This window comes from Saccharopolyspora soli (assembly GCF_022678645.1).
Taxonomy (GTDB): domain Bacteria; phylum Actinomycetota; class Actinomycetes; order Mycobacteriales; family Pseudonocardiaceae; genus Saccharopolyspora; species Saccharopolyspora soli.
Map to the genome: position 1 here is coordinate 66,089 of NZ_JALBWV010000010.1, position 18,406 is coordinate 84,494.

Annotated in this window: 16 protein-coding genes; 8 read left to right on the forward strand and 8 right to left on the reverse strand. The window is 71.0% G+C overall.

Features of this window, described 5'->3' with window-relative positions:
- Window positions 1-75 precede the first annotated feature (75 nt).
- Window positions 76-243 (forward strand): DUF3117 domain-containing protein, encoded by a 168-nt coding sequence (locus MOQ72_RS09800; protein ID WP_009949794.1) that lies wholly within the window; start codon window positions 76-78, stop codon window positions 241-243.
- A 316-nt stretch (window positions 244-559) separates the two neighbouring features.
- Window positions 560-2,140, forward strand: a complete 1,581-nt coding sequence (locus tag MOQ72_RS09805) for a leucyl aminopeptidase (protein WP_242182212.1) — start codon at window positions 560-562, stop codon at window positions 2,138-2,140.
- 129 nt (window positions 2,141-2,269) lie between these two features.
- Here MOQ72_RS09805 and MOQ72_RS09810 read toward each other — a convergent pair whose 3' ends face one another.
- Window positions 2,270-3,202: a LysR substrate-binding domain-containing protein gene (locus tag MOQ72_RS09810; RefSeq protein ID WP_242182213.1), complete on the reverse strand. Its 933-nt coding sequence runs from the start codon at window positions 3,200-3,202 to the stop codon at window positions 2,270-2,272.
- A gap of 63 nt (window positions 3,203-3,265) precedes the next feature.
- Between MOQ72_RS09810 and MOQ72_RS09815 the strand changes: the two genes are divergently transcribed.
- Window positions 3,266-4,468, forward strand: coding sequence for an MFS transporter (locus tag MOQ72_RS09815; protein ID WP_242182216.1), 1,203 nt, complete (start codon window positions 3,266-3,268; stop codon window positions 4,466-4,468).
- 152 nt (window positions 4,469-4,620) lie between these two features.
- Here the strand turns inward: MOQ72_RS09815 and tatB are convergent, their stop codons facing one another.
- The 4 genes from tatB to sigE form a co-directional block, all read right to left on the reverse strand.
- A complete protein-coding gene (gene tatB, locus MOQ72_RS09820; protein WP_242182218.1) occupies window positions 4,621-5,013 on the reverse strand; it encodes a Sec-independent protein translocase protein TatB in 393 nt (130 codons plus the stop codon).
- Window positions 5,014-5,314: 301 nt separating this feature from the next.
- Window positions 5,315-6,997, reverse strand: a complete 1,683-nt coding sequence (locus tag MOQ72_RS09825) for a trypsin-like peptidase domain-containing protein (RefSeq protein ID WP_372495341.1) — start codon at window positions 6,995-6,997, stop codon at window positions 5,315-5,317.
- A gap of 170 nt (window positions 6,998-7,167) precedes the next feature.
- On the reverse strand, window positions 7,168-7,902 hold the full coding sequence (locus tag MOQ72_RS09830; protein WP_242182222.1) for a zf-HC2 domain-containing protein: 735 nt from the start codon (window positions 7,900-7,902) through the stop codon (window positions 7,168-7,170).
- A 3-nt stretch (window positions 7,903-7,905) separates the two neighbouring features.
- Window positions 7,906-8,484 carry an RNA polymerase sigma factor SigE gene (sigE, locus tag MOQ72_RS09835; RefSeq protein WP_242182399.1) on the reverse strand — a complete coding sequence of 193 codons (579 nt, stop codon included), beginning with the start codon at window positions 8,482-8,484 and terminating at the stop codon, window positions 7,906-7,908.
- A gap of 288 nt (window positions 8,485-8,772) precedes the next feature.
- On the opposite strand from sigE, the gene MOQ72_RS09840 reads away from it, so the two are divergent.
- Window positions 8,773-9,378, forward strand: a complete 606-nt coding sequence (locus MOQ72_RS09840; RefSeq protein WP_372495342.1) for an O-methyltransferase — start codon at window positions 8,773-8,775, stop codon at window positions 9,376-9,378.
- An 83-nt stretch (window positions 9,379-9,461) separates the two neighbouring features.
- On the opposite strand, the gene MOQ72_RS09845 is transcribed toward MOQ72_RS09840, so the two are convergent.
- Entirely contained in the window at window positions 9,462-10,601 is a 1,140-nt protein-coding gene (locus MOQ72_RS09845; protein WP_242182224.1) for an Mrp/NBP35 family ATP-binding protein, read from the reverse strand.
- A gap of 290 nt (window positions 10,602-10,891) precedes the next feature.
- On the opposite strand from MOQ72_RS09845, the gene MOQ72_RS09850 reads away from it, so the two are divergent.
- Window positions 10,892-11,338, forward strand: a complete 447-nt coding sequence (locus MOQ72_RS09850; protein WP_242182226.1) for a MarR family winged helix-turn-helix transcriptional regulator — start codon at window positions 10,892-10,894, stop codon at window positions 11,336-11,338.
- A 4-nt stretch (window positions 11,339-11,342) separates the two neighbouring features.
- Window positions 11,343-11,759, forward strand: a complete 417-nt coding sequence (locus MOQ72_RS09855) for an NUDIX hydrolase (protein WP_242182228.1) — start codon at window positions 11,343-11,345, stop codon at window positions 11,757-11,759.
- Between the two features lie 78 nt (window positions 11,760-11,837).
- On the opposite strand, the gene MOQ72_RS09860 is transcribed toward MOQ72_RS09855, so the two are convergent.
- On the reverse strand, window positions 11,838-12,365 hold the full coding sequence (locus MOQ72_RS09860) for a DUF1003 domain-containing protein (RefSeq protein WP_242182231.1): 528 nt from the start codon (window positions 12,363-12,365) through the stop codon (window positions 11,838-11,840).
- Entirely contained in the window at window positions 12,365-13,651 is a 1,287-nt protein-coding gene (locus tag MOQ72_RS09865) for a magnesium transporter MgtE N-terminal domain-containing protein (RefSeq protein WP_242182234.1), read from the reverse strand. The genes MOQ72_RS09860 and MOQ72_RS09865 overlap by 1 nt, the downstream gene beginning before the upstream one ends.
- A gap of 152 nt (window positions 13,652-13,803) precedes the next feature.
- On the opposite strand from MOQ72_RS09865, the gene MOQ72_RS09870 reads away from it, so the two are divergent.
- The gene (locus MOQ72_RS09870; protein WP_308197862.1) at window positions 13,804-14,760 is read left to right on the forward strand and encodes an HpcH/HpaI aldolase/citrate lyase family protein; all 957 of its coding nucleotides are present in this window, start codon (window positions 13,804-13,806) and stop codon (window positions 14,758-14,760) included.
- A 190-nt stretch (window positions 14,761-14,950) separates the two neighbouring features.
- A complete protein-coding gene (locus MOQ72_RS09875; protein ID WP_242182236.1) occupies window positions 14,951-18,397 on the forward strand; it encodes a patatin-like protein in 3,447 nt (1,148 codons plus the stop codon).
- Window positions 18,398-18,406 lie beyond the last annotated feature (9 nt).

An 18,406-nucleotide genomic window follows, 5' to 3' on the forward strand; every position in this document is an offset into this window, starting at 1 on the left:
CATGGGGGAGAATGGGGGTGGACCCGAGCTGGTTGTGGCGACCGGCGGGGGAAGAGTTCACGGAGGGAGCACGCTATGGCGGCCATGAAGCCCCGGACCGGTGACGGTCCCCTCGAAGTGACTAAGGAGGGACGCGGCATCGTGATGCGCGTTCCGCTTGAGGGTGGTGGGCGGCTCGTCGTCGAAATGTCGGTCGAGGAGGCCAAGAACCTGGGCGACGCCCTGGAGTCGGCCACCGGCTGAGGCCGCCAGCTGGCGATCGAGGGGAGCGCGGGCGGTCGGGTGGCGATCGATTGGCCGCCTGCTGCCCCCTCCGCCGAGGCGACAACTCAATCAAGTCGACGGCGAACCTGCTTCGCCGCGGCCGGGCCCCGGTGTAGAGGGCGACGCCGGGGTCGTCGTCGACAGCAGGCAAGTCCTTGGCCCACCAACGTGATCACCCGAGGCCGTCCAGCGCGAGACACCGCCCTGGCGCTGCGATCGGGTGCACATCGTGACCGGGCCGGTGAGGACAGTAGTTTCGAGTGCGCGCGGCGAACCCGTGCAGGAAGGTCTTTTCGTGTCCGGTGCCTCAGTGTTCCGTTCCGCCCAGCCGTCCCGCGACGCGGACCCGGCACTGCCCGTGATTCCGACGTCACTGGTCGAAGTGGACGTCGTGCGGCAGTGGCGGGACGGCGTGCCCGGCGCGGTCGCGGTCTTCGAAGGTGAGTCAGGACCGGACCTGGCAGCCGCGGCCGAACCGTTCGATGTGGACATCGCGGTGCTGCAGGCCGTCGGCGCGACGGCCAGCGCCGGTGACGTGCGCGCCGTGCCGTTGCCCGCCGGGCACGTCGGCTGGGTCGTGGGCGTCGGAGCGGGCGAGCCCGCGAAGTGGCGCAGCGCCGGGGCGGCGCTGGCGCGCGCGTTGCGCGAGCGGCTCGGTGAGGCGGCGGAGTCGGCTGATGAGACCGGCGATCTCGGGGACGCTTCCGACGCGGACTACCTCCAGATCCGCCTGCCCGACGGCGTCGACGGCGAGACGGTGTCGGCGCTGACGCTGGGGCTGGCGCTGGGCGGGTACCGGTTCCGGGTCACCGCCAAACCAGCTCCGCCGCGGCTGCGGAAGGTCCTGCTGGTGTTGCCGGAGAGTGCCGACTCGGCGGCGCTGGGTGAGCAGGTCCGCCGCGCCCGGGAGCTGGCGGCCACCACCGCGCTGGCCCGCGATCTCGCCAACGCGCCCTCGAACATCAAGGACCCGGCCTGGTTGACCGGGATCGCCGCCGAGTTGGCCGCCGACGTCGCGAACCTGGGTGCGGCGGTGCGGGACGAGAAGTGGCTCGCCGACAACGGTTTCGGCGGAGTCCTCGCGGTCGGTGGCGGCTCGTCCCGGCCGCCCCGGCTGTTGGAGCTGACCTACCGGCCGAAGGACGCCGCTGGCCCGCACCTGGTGCTGGTGGGCAAGGGCATCACCTTCGACACCGGTGGGATCTCGCTCAAACCCGCCGAGGGCATGCACCTGATGCGCACCGACATGTCCGGTGGCGCGGCGGTGATCAGCGCGCTGCTGACCATCGCACGGCTGGAACTGCCGATCCGGGTGACCGGTCTGGTGCCGTCGGCGGAGAACCACGTGTCCGGCAGCGCATACCGGCCCGGTGATGTCGTCCGGCACTACGGCGGCACCACCACGGAGGTCGGCAACACCGACGCGGAAGGCCGGATGGTGCTCGCCGACGCGCTCGCGTACGCGGTGGATCGGCTCGAACCCGATCTGCTGGTGGACGTCGCGACGTTGACCGGAGCGATGAAGGTCGCGCTCGGCCTGCGCACGGGTGGGCTGTTCGCCACCGATCCCGAACTGGCCGACCAGATCCGCGCGGCCGGGGAGCGGGTCGGCGAGGCGTGGTGGCGGATGCCGCTGCTGGAGGACCACGCCGAGGACGTGCAGGGCCAGCTCGCCGACGTCAAGCAAACCCCGCCGGGGCCGGGCGGCATCACCGCCGCGCTGTTCCTGCGCGAGTTCACCGGCGGCCTGCCGTGGGCGCACCTGGACATCGCGGGTCCGGCCCGAGCCGAGAAGGACTACGCCGAGGTGGTGACCGGCGGAACCGGTTTCGCGGCCCGCAGCCTCGTCGAACTCGCCGCGACCCTGGCGAAGTGACCGCTGCCGTGTCGTGAGTGGTGATGGTCGCTCTGGCGACCATTGCCGCTCACGACCCTCAGGGCGAGCCTCAATCCTCGCCTTCTTGGCCAGAACTGTTCGATTCGGCTCTGCAGGTCGGAAAGGCGGTCAGCGTTCGGCTGTGCGGTGGGCGAGGGTGAAGGCGCGGAAGGTGCGGACCGCTGGGGGCAGCGTTCGCCCGGCTGGCCAGGCCAGGCCGATCGTGCGGTGCGCGGGTGGGTCCAGCGGCACCTCGACGGTGCCCGGTGCCGGGCCGTTGTCGCCAGGCGGGAGCAGCGCCACGCCGAGCCCGGCAGCCACCAGCCCGCGGACCGTGTCGACCTCCTCGCTCTCGAAGGCCAACCGGGGTTCGAACCCGGCTCGCTCGGCCAGCCCCATGAAGATCTGGTGCAGCCCGTACCCGCGACGGGTCGCGACGAAGTCGTCCCCGGCGAGCTCGGCGAGCCGCAGCTTGCGCCGCCGGGCCAGTCGATGCCGCGCGAACAGCACCGCGACCAGCGGTTCCTGCCGGATCGCGGCGGTCTCCCAGCGCGGGTCGTGGTCCGGCAGCGGCGCGATCAGGCAGAGGTCGATCTCGCCAGCCCACGCCCGCGCGAGCATGGCGTCCCGCGGGCCCTGCACGAGCCCGAACCGCACGTGCGGGTGCTCATCGCGGAATCCGCGCAGCAGCGGCGGCACCAGCGTGCTGCCCATCGTGTGCTGGAACCCGAAGGTCACCTGTCCCCGGTCGGGATCGATCTCCTCGATCACGGCGCGACAACCCGCCTCCAGGCCGCGCATCGCGTCCTCAGCCGCCGCCGCGAGCAAGGCACCGGCTCGGGAGAGGTGGATGCCGCGTCCCTGCCGCACGATCACCGGCGTGCCGAGCCGCTCACCCAGCTTCGCCAGCGTCCGGCTGACCGTCGGTTGCGGGACGCCCAGGGTTTCCGCTGCCCGTGTGAGATGACCCTCGGCGGCGACCGCGCGCAACAGCGCGAGCGTCGGGGCCAGATGGGCCGCGAGCTGGGGCGCATCGTCCGGTGCGGCTGATTGATCCACCATCGCATCAATGATGCGACAAAGCTGAATTGGACGCATTAATTAGATCTGCTTACTTTCGAATTCGTGTCCCCAGCCGACCCGGTCCGAATCCGCAAGATCCGCCTCGCACTGCTGCTCGGTGCGCTGGCGCTGTTCGCATTGCTCTACGCGCCGCAGCCGGTGTTGCCGCAGCTGGCCGGGGTCTTCGCGTTGAATCCGGGCACCGCGGCCTTGCTGATCTCGGCCAGCACGCTCGGCCTCGCGGTCGCAGCCATCCCGCTCGGCGCGCTGTCCGAGGCGGTCGGCCGCCGCCGCACCATGATCGTGGCGCTGCTGGTCGCGGAGGTCCTGGGCCTGCTGCTGCCGTGGGTGCCGTTCTTCCCGGTGCTGGTGGCCATTCGCCTGGTGCAGGGCGCGGCGATCGCGGGTCTGGCGGCGGTCGCGACGGCGTACCTGGCCGACGAGACCGGCGGCGAACGACTGGGCACCACGATGGGTCTTTACGTCGCTGGAACCACGATCGGCGGGATGTCGGGCAGGCTGCTCGGCGGGGTGGTGGGTGACTTCGCCGGTTGGCAGGGCGGTGTGCTCACGGTGGCCCTGCTCGCGGCGGTGTGCACGGTGCTGTTCATCGCGCTGCTCCCCGCCGAACGCCACCACAGCCGCCAACCGCTGCGCTGGCGCCCGCTGTTCGGCGGCTTGCGCGTCGCGCTCCGCGATCCGGTCCTCTACGCACCGTTCATGGTCGCTGCGCTCGGCATGGGGGCTTTCGTCACCGTCTACAACGTGCTCGGCTTCCGAATCACCGCTCCGCCACTGCTGGTGCCGCCCGCGCTCGCCGCGCTCGCGTTCCTCGCGTACGCCGCTGGGACGGTGACTTCCACGGTCGCCGGACGCGCTGCTGATCGCTGGGGTCGCACTCGGGTGCTGTTCACCGGACTGGCGGTGACGGCGTTGGGACTGCTGCTGATGCTCGCCGACGACCTGTTGCTGATCGTGGTGGGTCTGGTGGTGTTCACCGGCGGATTCTTCGCGGCGCACTCGGTGGCCAGCGGTTGGGTCGGCGCGCGGGCACCGGCATCAGCCCGCGGCCAGGCATCGGCCCTGTACCAGTTGGCCTATTACGGCGGCAGCAGCGTGGGAGGAGTGCTGGGCGGCACTGCCTACGGAGCGTGGGGCTGGCCCGGTATGACGACCCTGCTGTGCTGCTGGCTGGCGGCTGCTGCGATCGCGGTGCTGGTCGCCCACCGAACCCCAGAGCGCCGCCCTGCACTCGTGAGCGCCTAACCGGGCTCCACCCGGTTACGCACTCACGCCCCCGTTCAGGTGAGGAGTGAGGGGCACCTGTGACCAAGTAAGTTGGTCACGGGTGCCCCTCGCTCCGTTCCAGTCACTTCGTGGTGCCGCGGCGTGCGGTTCGATCCGGCGCGACTGTGCGTTCAGGTGGCGTCGGAGTCGTAGGGGGGACGCTCGCCCGGCGCTAGGGGGCGCTGCTGGGGGCGGGGTGGGTCCGCCGGGTTCGGCGGCTGGTGGCCGTTGCCGTTGGTAATGCCGTCGAGCGGGTTCTCGCCGTCGAAGAGGTGCTTGGTCACTGCGGTGCGCGGGTTGAAGTTGCGGATGCCGCGCAGATCTTCCAGCGGCTTGCGCAGTTCGTCGAACTCCGGACCGAGCTCGGAACGGATCTGCTCGCGGGCGCCGGTCGCGTACTCCTTGACCTGGCGGATGGTCCGCCCCAGCCACGCCGCGCCCTGCGGCAGCCGGTCCGGGCCGAGCACGAACAGGCCGACCACGATGAGAACCAGGAGCTCGGGCCAGCCGATGCTATCGAACACCTCTCGACTACCTCCGGGTCCTCGCGCTCGCGGACCGGCACCGCACGAGCTGCCAACGCCCCCCAGAGTACCGACCGGGGGATACCAGCAGGAGGGGGAAGCTGCCCGGCACCCGGCTTTCATGAAGAGTTAGCAGGTCGTTCCGCTCGGCGCGTCTTCGAACCCGGTCTGCTTCGCGGTACGGGAAGCGGCAGCTCAGTGCCTGTTCTCGAACCCGTTCTTGGTCGACGTCGCGAGCGGTTCCTCGTCCTCGTCGGCTCGGCGGAAGCTCCCGCGAGGTCGACGTCGCCTGCGCCATCGGTCACTTCAGGGTCACGTCGAGCACCAGTTCGCGGCCCTGCCGGACCACGGTGACCGGAACCCGTTCGCCGACCTGGTGCCGGTCGACGGCCACGACCAGCTCGTCGGCGCTGCCGACCTTGCGGTCGCCCACCCGGATGATCACGTCGCCCTCGGCGATGCCGCTCGCCGCCGCGGCGCTGCCGTCCTGCACGTTCTGCACCTGGGCGCCATCGGCCAACCCGTCGCTGACCGACTTGGTGTTCACGCCGAGGTCGGCGTGCAGGACGTTTCCGGTGCGGATCAGCTCTTGGGCGATGCGCCGGGCGTCGTCGATCGGAATCGCGAAGCCCAGCCCGATCGACCCGCCTTCGCCACCGCTGCCGAGGGTGCGGATCGCACTGTTGATGCCGACCACCGCGCCGTTGCCGTCGACCAGCGCGCCCCCGGAGTTGCCCGGGTTGATCGCGGCGTCGGTCTGGATCGCGTCGATGACCGCGTTGGTGTCGGTGCCCTCGCCAGCCAGCCGCAGCGGCCGGTGCACCGAGCTGACGATGCCGGTGGTCACGGTGCCAGCCAGTCCCAGCGGCGAGCCGATCGCGATCACGTCGTCGCCCACCGCCAGGCTGTCGGAGTCGCCGAGCTGGGCGACCGTCGGGTTGGCCACCTCGACCTTGAGCACCGCCAGGTCGGTCTTGACGTCCCGGCCGACGATCCGCGCCGGGGCCCTGGTGCCGTCGTGGAAAACCGTGGAGACCTGCGCGTTCGGGGTGTCCGCGGCCATCGAGACGACGTGGTTGTTGGTGACGACATAGCCGTTGCCGTCGATGACCACCCCGGAGCCGCTGCCGCCCTGGGAACCGACGCGCACCTCGACCGACACCACGGCGGGCACCACCCGCTGCGCGACAGCGGCGACGGTGCCCTTCGGCCGGTCGGCGCCCTGTTCCACCTCGGCGAGGGTGACGTCCGGATTGGTGAGCGGGTTGCCCTCCTCGGCGGTGATCCGGCCGACGAACCCACCGGCCACCCCGACCAGCAGGGCGAGCACACCGAGAATCACGAGCGCGCGCGGATGCACCCGGCGGCCGAACAGCACCTCGCGCGCGCTCAGCAGCGGGCCGGGTTCGGAACGGTCGGGTTTTTCCTGCGGGTCCTCGGCGAGCGCCGGTGGTCCGATCACCGCGCCCGCGGCCGGGTCGCGCCACGCATCGCGTTCACCGGAGTTCCACAACGCTGGTTGCTCGGTCGGCTCCGGTGTCATCGGCTGCTCGCCGGGGGCGCGTTGCAGCCGCTCGTTGCTCTGCGGAGGTCGGCTGAACGCTTGGGCCAGGGCTTCCGCCGGGGGCGGGGCGTGCTCGATGCCGCGGATCGGCAGGTCGCGCCGGTTCGGGTCGAAGCTTCCGGTCACACCTCGCGGACGGCCGAACATCGAGGTCTGCACCGGGTCGACCGGGGGACGCCGCAGCGGGCGCGGCGGGAGGCGGTGCGATCCGGCACCGGCCGTCGCGCTGCTGCTGTCCACCTCCCGGCCAGGTGTGAACTGCCCGGCAGGCACTCCGGGGGTGGACCTGGCAGCGCCCTGCCACGGATGCACGGGTTGGGCGGGCCGCCCGTTTGGCTCTTGGTGGCCCGCCTCGGGCTGATCCGGACGCCCACGATCGGCGTCGGAGCCCTGCGCGGGCCTTCCTGGCTGGTCGCTCATCGCTCCCCGGACATGCGGTCGGGACTCGTCCGTTCGAGTGGATCACACGGGCGGCACGCCCGCGTCACCGGCATGTGTGGACCCACCACCGGCGTGCTCATTTTGCCGGGTCACAGGTGAAGTTGGTGTGGGAGCGGCCGAAATGCTCGCGGGGAAAGATCGCTTGCGAATCAGTTCCGTGGCGGGGCACTCGCTGATGTGGTGGGAGCCGGTTCGGCAGCAGAGGGCGGCGCGACCGCAGCGACGTGCGGCGGCGGTGGCGCCTGGCTGGTGGGGGGCTCGGTGGGCAGCGCGTCGCGCGTCGCGGCGGGCACGACACCGTTGGTGAACGCTCCGCCGGGCAACGGCACGCCCGTCACCGGCTCGCCGTCGTCGTCGGTCGGCAGGTTCATGAACGCCAGGGCGCCCAGCACCAGGCCGGAGAACACCACTCCGGCGCCCTGCCGGGTGCGCCGTCCGACGCGGCGCGTCGGGCCCGCATCGTCGGTGTCACTGGCAAAAGGGGAGACGCTGCCCAGGGGTTGCTGACCGCCGCCCAGCGGTGTGCTGGAGCCCAGCACCGCGCCGGTGCCGAATCGTTTGGCGCGGTCAGGTCGGGACAGCGCGACCAGTTGGCCGTCCTCGGTCAACGCCAGACCGTCCGGCTGGTTCGGGAGTTCGGCTTGCGTCGGGATGGCCTGCAGGGCTTGCAGCAGGGTCGGCGAGATCGACGGCGTCTGGGCCGCTTTCACCGCGGCGCGGGCCTGCCGCTGAGCGGCAGCGTCCGCGGTGCACGCGGGGCAGCCGGCCAGGTGGGCGACGGCGCGATCATGGGCGGCCGGGCTTAGCTCGCCGTCCACCAACGCGACGATCGCGTCCAGCGCGAGGTGCTGTTCCGACAGCCCCCACCCGCGCAAAACCGTCATTCCTCAAACCTCCCGGGCATGCTCGCGGCGAGCTTCCAAGGTGGCCTTCAACATCTGCCGCCCGCGATGGATCCTGCTGCGCACAGTACCCAGCTTTACGCCCAAGGTGGCGCCGATCTCCTCGTAGGAGAGCCCTTCGACGTCGCAGAGCACCACCGCTGCGCGGAACTCCGGCGGCAGTTCGTCCAGCGCCGCCTGCAGGTCGGGATCGAGGTGGGTGTCGTGGAAGACCTGCTCCGGGCTCGGGCCGCCGCCGGGCAACCGGTCGGTGTCCTCGGGCAACCCCTCCATCCGCAAGCGGGACCTGCGGCGGGCCATGTCCAGGAACAGGTTCGTGGTGATCCGGTGCAGCCACCCCTCGAACGTGCCCGGCTTGTACGAGGCCAGCGACCGGAACACCCGGATGAAGGTCTCCTGGGTGAGGTCTTCGGCATCGTGCTGGTTGCCGGTCAGGCGGTACGCCAGCCGGTACACCCGGTCGGCGTGCTGCCGAACCACCTCGTCCCACGATGGCGGGGTCCAAGCGACCTCTTCCGCGGCGGGCGAGACGGTGTTCTGCGGGGCACTGGGGGCCACACTCATCGGCTGTGTTGCCATCGGGCGAAAAGCCACCTCCTGTGGGTTGCATCTCCAAGAACGAATCCGCCGGGGCGGTTGTTCCCCGGCGCTGTCGTCCTGGAGACGCGGATGAGGGCCGGTTATGACGTACCACCTTCGTATGCCCTGGTGAGGTAGTGATTAAAGACGGCTGAGAACAGGCTGAGAACCTGACGTGAGCTGTCTCGCACTGCCGGGCGGCTGGAAACGGCCCACTAACGATGTCGGCCGCACGGGTCACCAGCGCGCGCGACGCCGATAACCTTTCGCGTTGTGATACCCGAGACGCCGGTGGGTGCCGGGCCCGTGGGCCGGGAGCAGGCGCGATCCCGCTTGTCCGGCGACGGTCCGACGGACGCGTCGGTCGGGGCGTCGCCGCTGCACGTGCTGCGGTTCCTGGCGGCGGCGTTGCGGGCCAAGGCCGTCGTCGAGGTCGGCACCGGCTCGGGCGAGAGCGCCCTGTGGCTGCTCCAGGGCATGGTGCCGGACGGCGTGCTGACCTCGGTCGATGCCGATCCGGCCGGGCAGCGGATGGCCCGCGCGAGGCTGCGGGAGGCGGGTGTGCCGACCGGCCGGACGCGGCTGATCGCAGGGCGGGCGGTCGAGCTGCTGCCCCGGCTGACCGAGGGCGGCTACGACCTGGTGTCGGTCGGTATCGCGACCACCGAGTACCCGAAGTACCTGGAGCTCGGCGTCCGCCTGCTGCGGCCCGGCGGCGTGATCGTGTTCGCCGGAGTCCAGCTCGCCAGCCCGGACACCCGCAGCGCGCTGGCCTTGGCGCTGCGCGACCTGATCCGCGCGATCCAAGAGGACGAGAACCTGGTCCCGGTCACCCTCCCGACCGGTCCCGGCCTACTCGCAGTCGCCAAGCGCGCTTAGAGCCTGTCTTCGCACTCGTTTCGCGCGGCCTCCAAAACAAGATCAAAGACAGGCAAAAGCGAGCTGTTGCTGGGCGGGACCCGTCAGGCGGGTGAGACGGACAGCAGCTTGCCTGCGAGGCCGCGGGCTCGGGTCGACAGGCGCTTGGCGATGTCGTTGAGCACCACGGCGGCTGGCGAATCGGGTGCTTCCAGCACCAGCGGGGTGCCGTTGTCCCCCGCTTCGCGCAGCCTCGGGTCCAGCGGGACCTGCCCGAGCAGCGGCACCTCCGAGCCGATGGCGCGGCTCAGCGACTCGGCCACGAGTTGGCCGCCGCCGGAGCCGAAGACCTCCATCCGCTGACCGTCCGGCAGCTCCATCCAGGACATGTTCTCCACCACGCCCGCCAACCGCTGGCGGGTCTGAATGGCGATCGCCCCGGCCCGCTCCGCGACCTCGGCGGCCGCCTGCTGCGGGGTGGTGACCACCAGGAGTTCCGCGTTCGGGATGAGCTGGGCGGTGGACAGCGCCACATCGCCGGTGCCGGGCGGCAGGTCGAGCAGCAGGACGTCCAGGTCGCCCCAGAAGACGTCGGCGAGGAACTGCTGCAGCGCGCGGTGCAGCATCGGGCCGCGCCAGACCACCGGGGTGTTGCCGGGCGTGAACATGCCGATGGAGATGACCTTCACGCCGTGCGCCTGCGGCGGCATGATCATCTTCTCCACCTGGGTGGGTTTGCCGTCCGCGCCCAGCATTCGCGGCACCGAGTGGCCGTAGATGTCGGCGTCCACCACGCCCACCGACAGGCCGCGCTTGGCCATCGCGGCTGCCAGGTTGACGGTGACGCTGGACTTGCCGACCCCGCCCTTGCCGGAAGCCACGCAGTACACCCGCGTCATCGAGCCGGGTTCGGCGAACGGGATGCGGGGTTCCTCGGCGCTGCCGCGCAGCATCTTGCGCAGCTCGGTGCGCTGTTCGTCGCTCATCACGTCGAGTTCGACCTGGACCGAAGCGACGCCCTCGACGGCGGACACGGCCTTGGTGACCCGCTGCGTGATCGTTTCCCGCATCGGGCAGCCCTGGACCGTCAGGTACACCTCGACGGCGACCGCGCCGTCCGAGCCGATGGACACGCTCTTGACCATGCCCAGGTCGGTGATCGGTCTGCGGATCTCCGGGTCCTCGACCTGGCTGAGGGCCTTCCGAACGGCATCCTCGGTGGGCGTGGACTGCGTAGTGGTCACGGTTACCTCGGCAAGCTGTCGCGAACGTGGTCGGTGGTCGCTTCGGACGAACCGGTGCCGGTCGGCCGCTCCCGAAGACTCTCACACCGCGCTGTGGTCAATTCCATGCTACGGACCGGCAGTCCGCCGGGAACAGGGCTGCTCAGCAGTTGGATCGCGCTGACCGGCATGCCGCGGTGGGAAGAATGCGATGTTTGTTCCGGGGGCGCTGCGCAGTCAGGCGAACGCGTTCCGTAATATCAATCTTCGTGGCCGAAACGGCTCTTGATCGATTACCGACTAGAAGTGAATTGTTGGCGTACCGCAGTTTCCTCCGCGCGCACGCCAGGGTCACGCGCTGCCTGGAAGGCGACCTCATCGCCGAGCAGCGGCTCACCTTAGCCGCCTACGACGTCCTCGAAGCGCTGGCAGAGGCCCCAGAACACCGGTTGCGGATGACGGAGCTCGCCGATGTCGTGCTGCTGTCCCGCTCCGGGGTGACCAGGCTGGTCGACCGCCTCGAACGGCTCGGGCTGGTGCGCCGGGTCCGGGTGGATTCCGACGGGCGTGGCGTGCAGGCCGTGATCACCGAACGTGGCGAAGGCAGGTTGCGGCTGGCCGCATCGACGCACCGCAGCGGCGTCGCGCGCTACTTCCTGTCGGCGACGAACGGTGAGTTGGAGGCGCTGATGCGCACCTGCGAGCGGCTCGCTGACGGGGGTGTGCCGTCACCGCCGGGCCATCGTGCGCAAGCATGAGGACGTGTCCGATGCGATGTCCCCGGCTGCCGAGCAGCTGATCCGCGCGGTCGGCCTGGTCCGGTTCGTGGCGGGTCGGCTGCTGCTGGTGCGCGCCGACTACCAGACCGCCTTCTACCTGCCCGGCGGCAAGATCGATCCAGGTGAGACCGAGGTCCAAGCGCTGCACCGGGAGGTGCGCGAGGAACTCGGGGTCGGTCTCGTCGGGGCCGATTTCCTCGGCCGGTACCTCACCGACGCGGTCGGTCAGGGCGACGGCGTCCAGGTCGAGCTCGCCTGCTACACGGGCGAACTCGACGGTGCGCCGCAGCCAGCGGCGGAGATCGCCGAGCTCGCCTGGCTGACCCGAGCCGAATACGTGGCGCATCCGGTGACCGCCCCGGCCATCGTCGCCCTCTTCGCCGACCTCGATCCGATGTAACCCGACGACTCGCGCCACCGATTCGGAGCTCCGAATTTCCCTGAATTCGGGAACTTCCGGCATGCGCGGGGCCGATCGTCAGTCGTCGTCGGGGTCTCGGGTGGCGGAGCGGGCTCTGCGCTTCTCGGCCGGACTTCGCAGGCCGGGGAGTTCTTCGCGGAGCCGGTCGAGTTCGCCGCGCAGGTAGTCGCGGGTGGCGACCTCGCCGATCGCCAGCCGCAGCGCGGCGAGTTCGCGGGCGAGGTAGTCGGTGTCGGCCTTGGTCTGCGCCGCTCGCGCCCGGTCCTCCTCCAGCGCGACCCGGTCCCGGTCGTCCTGCCGGTTCTGCGCCAGCAGGATCAGCGGCGCGGCGTACGACGCCTGGGTGGAGAAGGCCAGGTTGAGCAGGATGAACGGGTAGGGGTCCCAGCGCAGGCCGACCGCGAACAGGTTGACCGCGATCCAGCTGATCACGAGCACCGTCATCCAGAACAGGAACTTGCCGGTGCCCAGGAACCGGGCGATCCGCTCCGATATCTGCCCGAACAGCTCGGGGTCGAAGGAGACGGTGAGCCGGTGCGGTGGCCGGGGCTGGTCGAGTCGGCGGTGGGTCAGCAACTCGGGCATCAGCGCGCCTCCTGGTTGGTCGAACCGGTCTCCGGTTCGGGAAGTCCGCTCTCCCGCCAGTTCTCCGGCAGCAGGTGGTCCAGCACGTCGTCCACGGTGACCGCGCCGATGAGGTGCTCCTCGTCGTCCAGCACCGGCCCGCACACCAGGTTGTACGCGGCGAAGTAGCGGGTGACGTCGGCCAGCGACGCCCCAGCGGGCAGGCTGGCCAGGTCGGTGTCCAGCGCACCGGCGACCAAAGTGGACGGTGGTTCGCGCAGCAGCCGCTGGATGTGCACGCAGCCCAGGTAGCGGCCGGTCGGGGTGGCCGACGGCGGGCGGCAGACGAACACCAGGCTGGCCAGCGCCACCGGCAGGTCTGCGTTGCGGACCATCGCCAGCGCCTCGGCGATCGTCGCGTCCGGACCGACGACGATCGGTTCCGAGGTCATCAACCCGCCTGCGGTGTCGGACGAGTACGCCAGCAGTCGCTTGACCGGCGCCGACTCCTCCGGCTCCATCAACCCGAGCAACCGCTCCTTGTCCACTTCGGACAGTTCGGCGAGCAGGTCGGCGGCGTCGTCCGGGTTCATCGCTTCCAGCACGTCCGCCGCGCGCTCGTCGTCGAGGTGCGAGAGCAGGTCCTTCTGGTCGTCTTCGGGCAGCTCCTCGACGACATCAGCCAGCCGCTCGTCGTCCAGCGCCTCGGCGACCTCGTAGCGGCGTTTGGTCGGCAGTTCGTGCAGGGTGCTAGCGACGTCCACGGCGCGCATCGTGTCGAACATGGCCAGCAGTTGCTGCACGCCCTGCGGCTGACCGGTCAGCTCCGCGACCGCGAGCCCGGTGACCTGGTCCCAGTCCAGCACCTGGGTCGGACCGCGGCGGCCGAGCCGTCCGGTGCGTTCGCGGACCGCGAGCTTGGTCAGCTGCCAGTCGCGGGTGCGGGTCTGCTCCAGCGCGACGTCCACCAGCACGGCGGGCGCTCCGGACGAGTCGATGGTGACCCGGGCGTCCAGGAGTTGGCCGAGCACCAGCAGTTCGTTGGGGCGTTGGTGGAAATGCCGCAGGTTCACCGAGCCGGTCGCCAGCGTCACCGCGCTCGGCTCGACGCGGGTCACCCGCAGCATCGGCACGAAGATCCGGCGTCGGGTGGCCAGCTCGACGACCAGGCCGAGCACGCGCGGCGGCTGCCGCCGGACGCTGAGCCCGGCGACCACGTCGCGCACCCGACCGATCGATTCGCCATCCGGCCCGAACACCGGCAGACCGGCGATCCGGGCCGCGAAGACCCTGGTCGCGGCTACCACGTGATCAGGCTAAGGACTCATCGACGCGCACGCTGCCTGGGCGAGGCGCGCGGGTCGTGAGTGCGCGAGTGGGCTCCAGCCCGGCTGTGCACTCACGACCGGGTTGGGGCGTGGTAGACACGCAGCAGCTTCCGCGGCTAGAGGAGGGGAATGTGGACGGTCGACGTGCCCGGCGCAGCTGCCTGGCGGTGCCGGGTTCCAGCGCGAAGATGATCGACAAGGCGCGCGGGTTGGCCGCCGACCAGTTCTTCCTGGACCTGGAGGACGCGGTGGCGCCGTTGGCCAAGGCCGAGGCGCGGGAGCGGATCGTCGGCGCGCTCAACGCGGGCGGCTGGGGCGACAAGATCCGCTCGGTGCGGGTCAACGCGCTCGACACCGAGTGGACCTACCGCGACGTGGTGACCGTTGTGGAGGGCGCGGGTGCGGAGCTCGACACGATCATCCTGCCGAAGGCGAGCACCCCGGACCACGTGCGCTGGTTGGACCTGACGCTGACCCAGATCGAGCGGGCCGTGGGGTTGGAGGTCGGCCGGATCGGCATCGAGCCGCAGATCGAGGACGCCCGCGGTCTGGTCGAGGTGGACGCGATCGCGAACGCCTCGCCGCGGGTCGCGGCGCTGGTCTACGGGCCCGCCGACTTCATGGCCTCGATCAACATGCCATCGCTGGTGGTGGGCGACCAGCCGCCGGGCTACGACGTCGGCGACGCCTACCACTACATCCTGATGCGCATCCTGACCGCCGCCCGTGCGGCCGGGGTGCAGGCGATCGACGGACCGTACCTGCAGATCAAGGACGTGGCCGGGCTGCGGCGGGTGGGTGGCCGGTCGGCGGCGCTCGGCTTCGACGGCAAGTGGGTGCTGCATCCGGCGCAGGTCGATGCGGTCAACGAGCTCTTCTCGCCGCGGCAGGCCGACTACGACCACGCGGAGAACATCCTGGACGCCTACGAGTGGCACACCTCGGCGGCCGGTGGCAAGCGCGGCGCGGCGATGCTCGGCGCCGAGATGATCGACGAAGCCTCCCGCAAGATGGCGCTGGTGATCGTTGGCAAGGGCCGCGCGGCCGGGATGACCCGCACCGACCGCTGGAGCCCGCCGCAGGATTAGAGACTCTTCCAGTAGTGGTTCGCGGAACCTCAGCAGCCGCCTCGACTCCGGGATCCCCGACATCATGAACGCCAGATCGCCCCGCACCAGGAATCCGGTCTTCGTACCGGAATAGCCGCTCACGGCGGCCGTCTCGCGCGGTAGGTTTCGGAAGATCCGCAGGCGTCGAGGGAGAGGGCGGGCTGGCGAGGTGGCCACCGCGGCAGGAGCGGAGAACGAGCAGGAACTGCGCTTGGCGCTGGCGATGCGCGGCGGCGCGAGCATGGCGGTGTGGATCGGCGGCGCCGTCGCCGAGATCAACCGGTTACGCGAAGCGGTGGCGGAATCCGGGGATTCGCCCGGCAACCACCCGTGGGCGGCGTTGGCGAAGCTGTCCGGCTACGACTCCGTCGCCGTCGACGTGCTGGCCGGTGCGTCGGCGGGTGGTCTGAACGCGACGCTGCTTTCGGCGACGCTGGTCTACGGAATGCCCTTCGACCGGATGCGCCGGACGTGGGTGCGGTTGGCGGACATGACGGCGATGTCCCGGCCGGTGCCCAAGTTCTGGCAGCCCAGCCCGCCATCGCTGCTGGCGGGCGACCGCTACTTCCGCACCGAGCTCGCCAAGGTCATCACCGACAACGTGCCCGCCGCCGCGGATCATCCGGGCAACCGCGCCGATCTGCTGCTGACCGCCACGCTGCTGGACCCGATCGTCGAGCAGCACTTCGACGCCCGGTCTGGGCCGATGCTGCAGGAGCGCCGCACCGCGTCGTTCCGGTTCCGGCACCAGGGCAAGGCCGGTGATCCGCTGTCGGACTTCGGCGCGGGCGGGGACTTCGCGGCCACGGTGCTCCGGCTGGCTCACGCCGCCCGGTCGACGTCGTCGTTCCCGTTCGCCTTCGAGCCCGCGCGGGTGCATTCGTCGCTCGGCGAGCCGCCCGCGGGCGAGCCGAACATGGTGGGGTTGTTCTCCGAGACGGTCGCCGAGTCGAAAGGACGACCGTTCCGGGTCATCGACGGTGGTGTGCTGGACAACATCCCGGTGGCGGCGGCGATCCGGGCGATCTCGGCGGCCCCGGCGGACCGCCCGACCCACCGGTGGCTGCTGTACCTGAACCCGGATCCCGTTGCCTCGCGCGGCCAACGCCGCGAACCGGCACGGGCCGTGCCCGTTGTCTCTACCGCTCTGCGGGCTCGGCTGTCCCAGGAGTCGTTGCTCGCCGACATCGATGCGCTGGACGAGCACAACCGGGTCGTCGAGCGAATCGCCTTGCGCCGCAGGGCCTTGTTCGCGCCGTTGCGGGCCGCGCCGGTCGACGAGCGAGCTGCGGTGCTGGCGCACCATGCCGAAGCGGTCGAACCCGACAACGCGGTGGTGCGAGCGGAATTGGACGCCCAGGCGGTGCATCGACTGCTCACCGAGCCCGCTGGTACCGAAGACGGCAAGCTGCTGCCGCCGGTGGTCGGCGATCCGCTCGCGGAGTGGTCGGCGCAGGCGCGGACGCAGCTCGCGCGGAAACTCTCCGACGGGCTCGGACGCGAGGCCACCACGCGGGTTTTCGACGATGTGCGCAGCCTGCTCACCGCGGTGCAGGAATGCCTGGGCTGGGCGTGGGACATCGAGCGCTGGGCGCCGCGGGCTCGCGAGATCGGGCGCTGCAAATCCGTGCTCTACCGGCTGCGCAGCTTCGGCGAGGTGCTGGAGGGGCACGCCGACCGGTACTGGATCAACGGCGCGAAGCTGGAGCCGATCGTCGAGACCGCCGAACTCGACGAGTGGGTCCAGCGCGCGCTCCGCCGTCGCGTCCGGTTGCAGCACCAGCTGCCGTCCCCGATCGAGCCGTTGCTGGGTCCGGTGCTGCGCGCTGCGGAGGACGGCGAGGACTTCCAACGGGAGCTGGCTGAGTTCGCCCGCGAACTCGGGTCCATCGTGGAGTCGTCGGGAGCGGATGCGGTCCCCGACGCCGCCGGTCTGGACGCGGTGGCCGAGGCGCGTGCGGTGCTGCACCGGGTCGCCGACCGGCTGGCCGCAGCGGCTCCGCCGCGCGAGAGCACCGACGAGCCCCAGCAGATCGGCTACGCACTGCTGGAGCGGAGCAATCGGCGTCCGGACACCTTGCGCCAGCTAGTGGTGCTCAGCGCGCCGCTGGACGTCGGCCGAGTTCCGGGCTCGCACATCAACCTGCTGCGCGTGGTCAGCGATGAGCCGAGCCCGCTGCCGTTCGCCGCGCTGCGGCGCGGGTCGAACGTGCCGTTGCGCATCGAGGACAAGATCCGCGGCGTGGACATGGGCAGCTTCGGCGCGTTCCTGTCCGCGAAGTGGCGGGCGAACGACTGGATGTGGGGACGGCTGGACGCCGCCGCCGGACTGGTCGGACTGCTCGCCGACCCGGTCCGGTTGGCGCAGCGGCACGGCGGTTCGGAGGAACTCGGCGACGCCCTGCAGGCCATCGTCAGCCGCCCCACCAAGGCGGAGCTCGGCGAGCTCGACGAAGCGCAGGCCAAGCAGTGGCGCGGTTTCCTGGCCGAGGTGTGGGCGCGGCACGCCGGGGAGGTGCGCGCCGAACTCGACGCGCTGTTCCGCGATCCGGACGACGAGCACCCGCTGACCGAGACCCGCAGGCTGCTCACCGAGCGTCTGCAGTGGACGATCGCCGCCGAGGAGATCCCCTTCGTCGCGACCGTGGCACCGGGCGCGGACCCGAGCGGCGGTGCCGCCCCGCCGATGCCCGCGCCAGCGCAGCTGTCGGGTGAGGTGGAGCGCTACGACATCGGCCGCCAGCGGCTCACCGACCTCGGTGAACAGCGGACGCTGTCGATGGGGACGCGCTTCGGGCTGTTGGCCTACCGCGCGGCCCGCCCGTCGGGACGCGGGATGCTGCCGTGGCTCGGCCGCCGCGCGATGACGCTGATCAAGCCGCTGCTGATGGTGGCCGTGTTCGCCTTCGCGGCACCGCGCCGCGCGGCACTGCTGGGCTTCCTGGCGGCGAGCGCGGTGGCGTTCACCGGTGTCGGGCTCAGCTCGCCGATGCCGGGAATGCAGTTCTTCTCCGCCGAGCAGCACTACGCCGGGCTCGGCTACCCGGATTCGCCCGCTCCGGCGGTCGACGCGGAGTGGTGCCCGGAATCCGGTTCCGACGAGATCGTGGCGTGCGCGGTCTCGACCACCGGATTCGGCACGTCCGCGCCGGGCGACTGGTTGGTGGTGGCCAACTTCTCCGGGGCGTCCTTCGGCCCCGGCGTGCTGCTGGCGATGCTGTTCGCGATCGCCTTCGCGGTCTGGTCCGGCCGCAGGCTGACGTACCGCCTCGGCCGTGGCCTGGCGCGCTGGCTGCCCGCGGCGTTCGTCGCGCTGGTGCTGCTCGCGGCCGAATTCTGGCTGTTCACAACCGGATTCCGCCTCGGTCCGCTGGGCCTCGCCCTGGTCGCCGGGCTGCTGACCTGGCCAGCGACGGTCGCCTACCGCCCGATCGCCCGAGTCGGCGCGGTGGTCCTGACGCTCCTGGTGTTCGGCGGGGTCCTGTGGTGGTCCGAGCCGGACGGCTGGACCGGCGGAGGCTGGATCGTCCTGGCGACCGTCCTCGCCGCCTACGCCCACATGATCCTGCTGGGCACCATCGATGTCCTCGCTCCCCGCCCGAGGCAACCCTCGTGAGTGGGAATG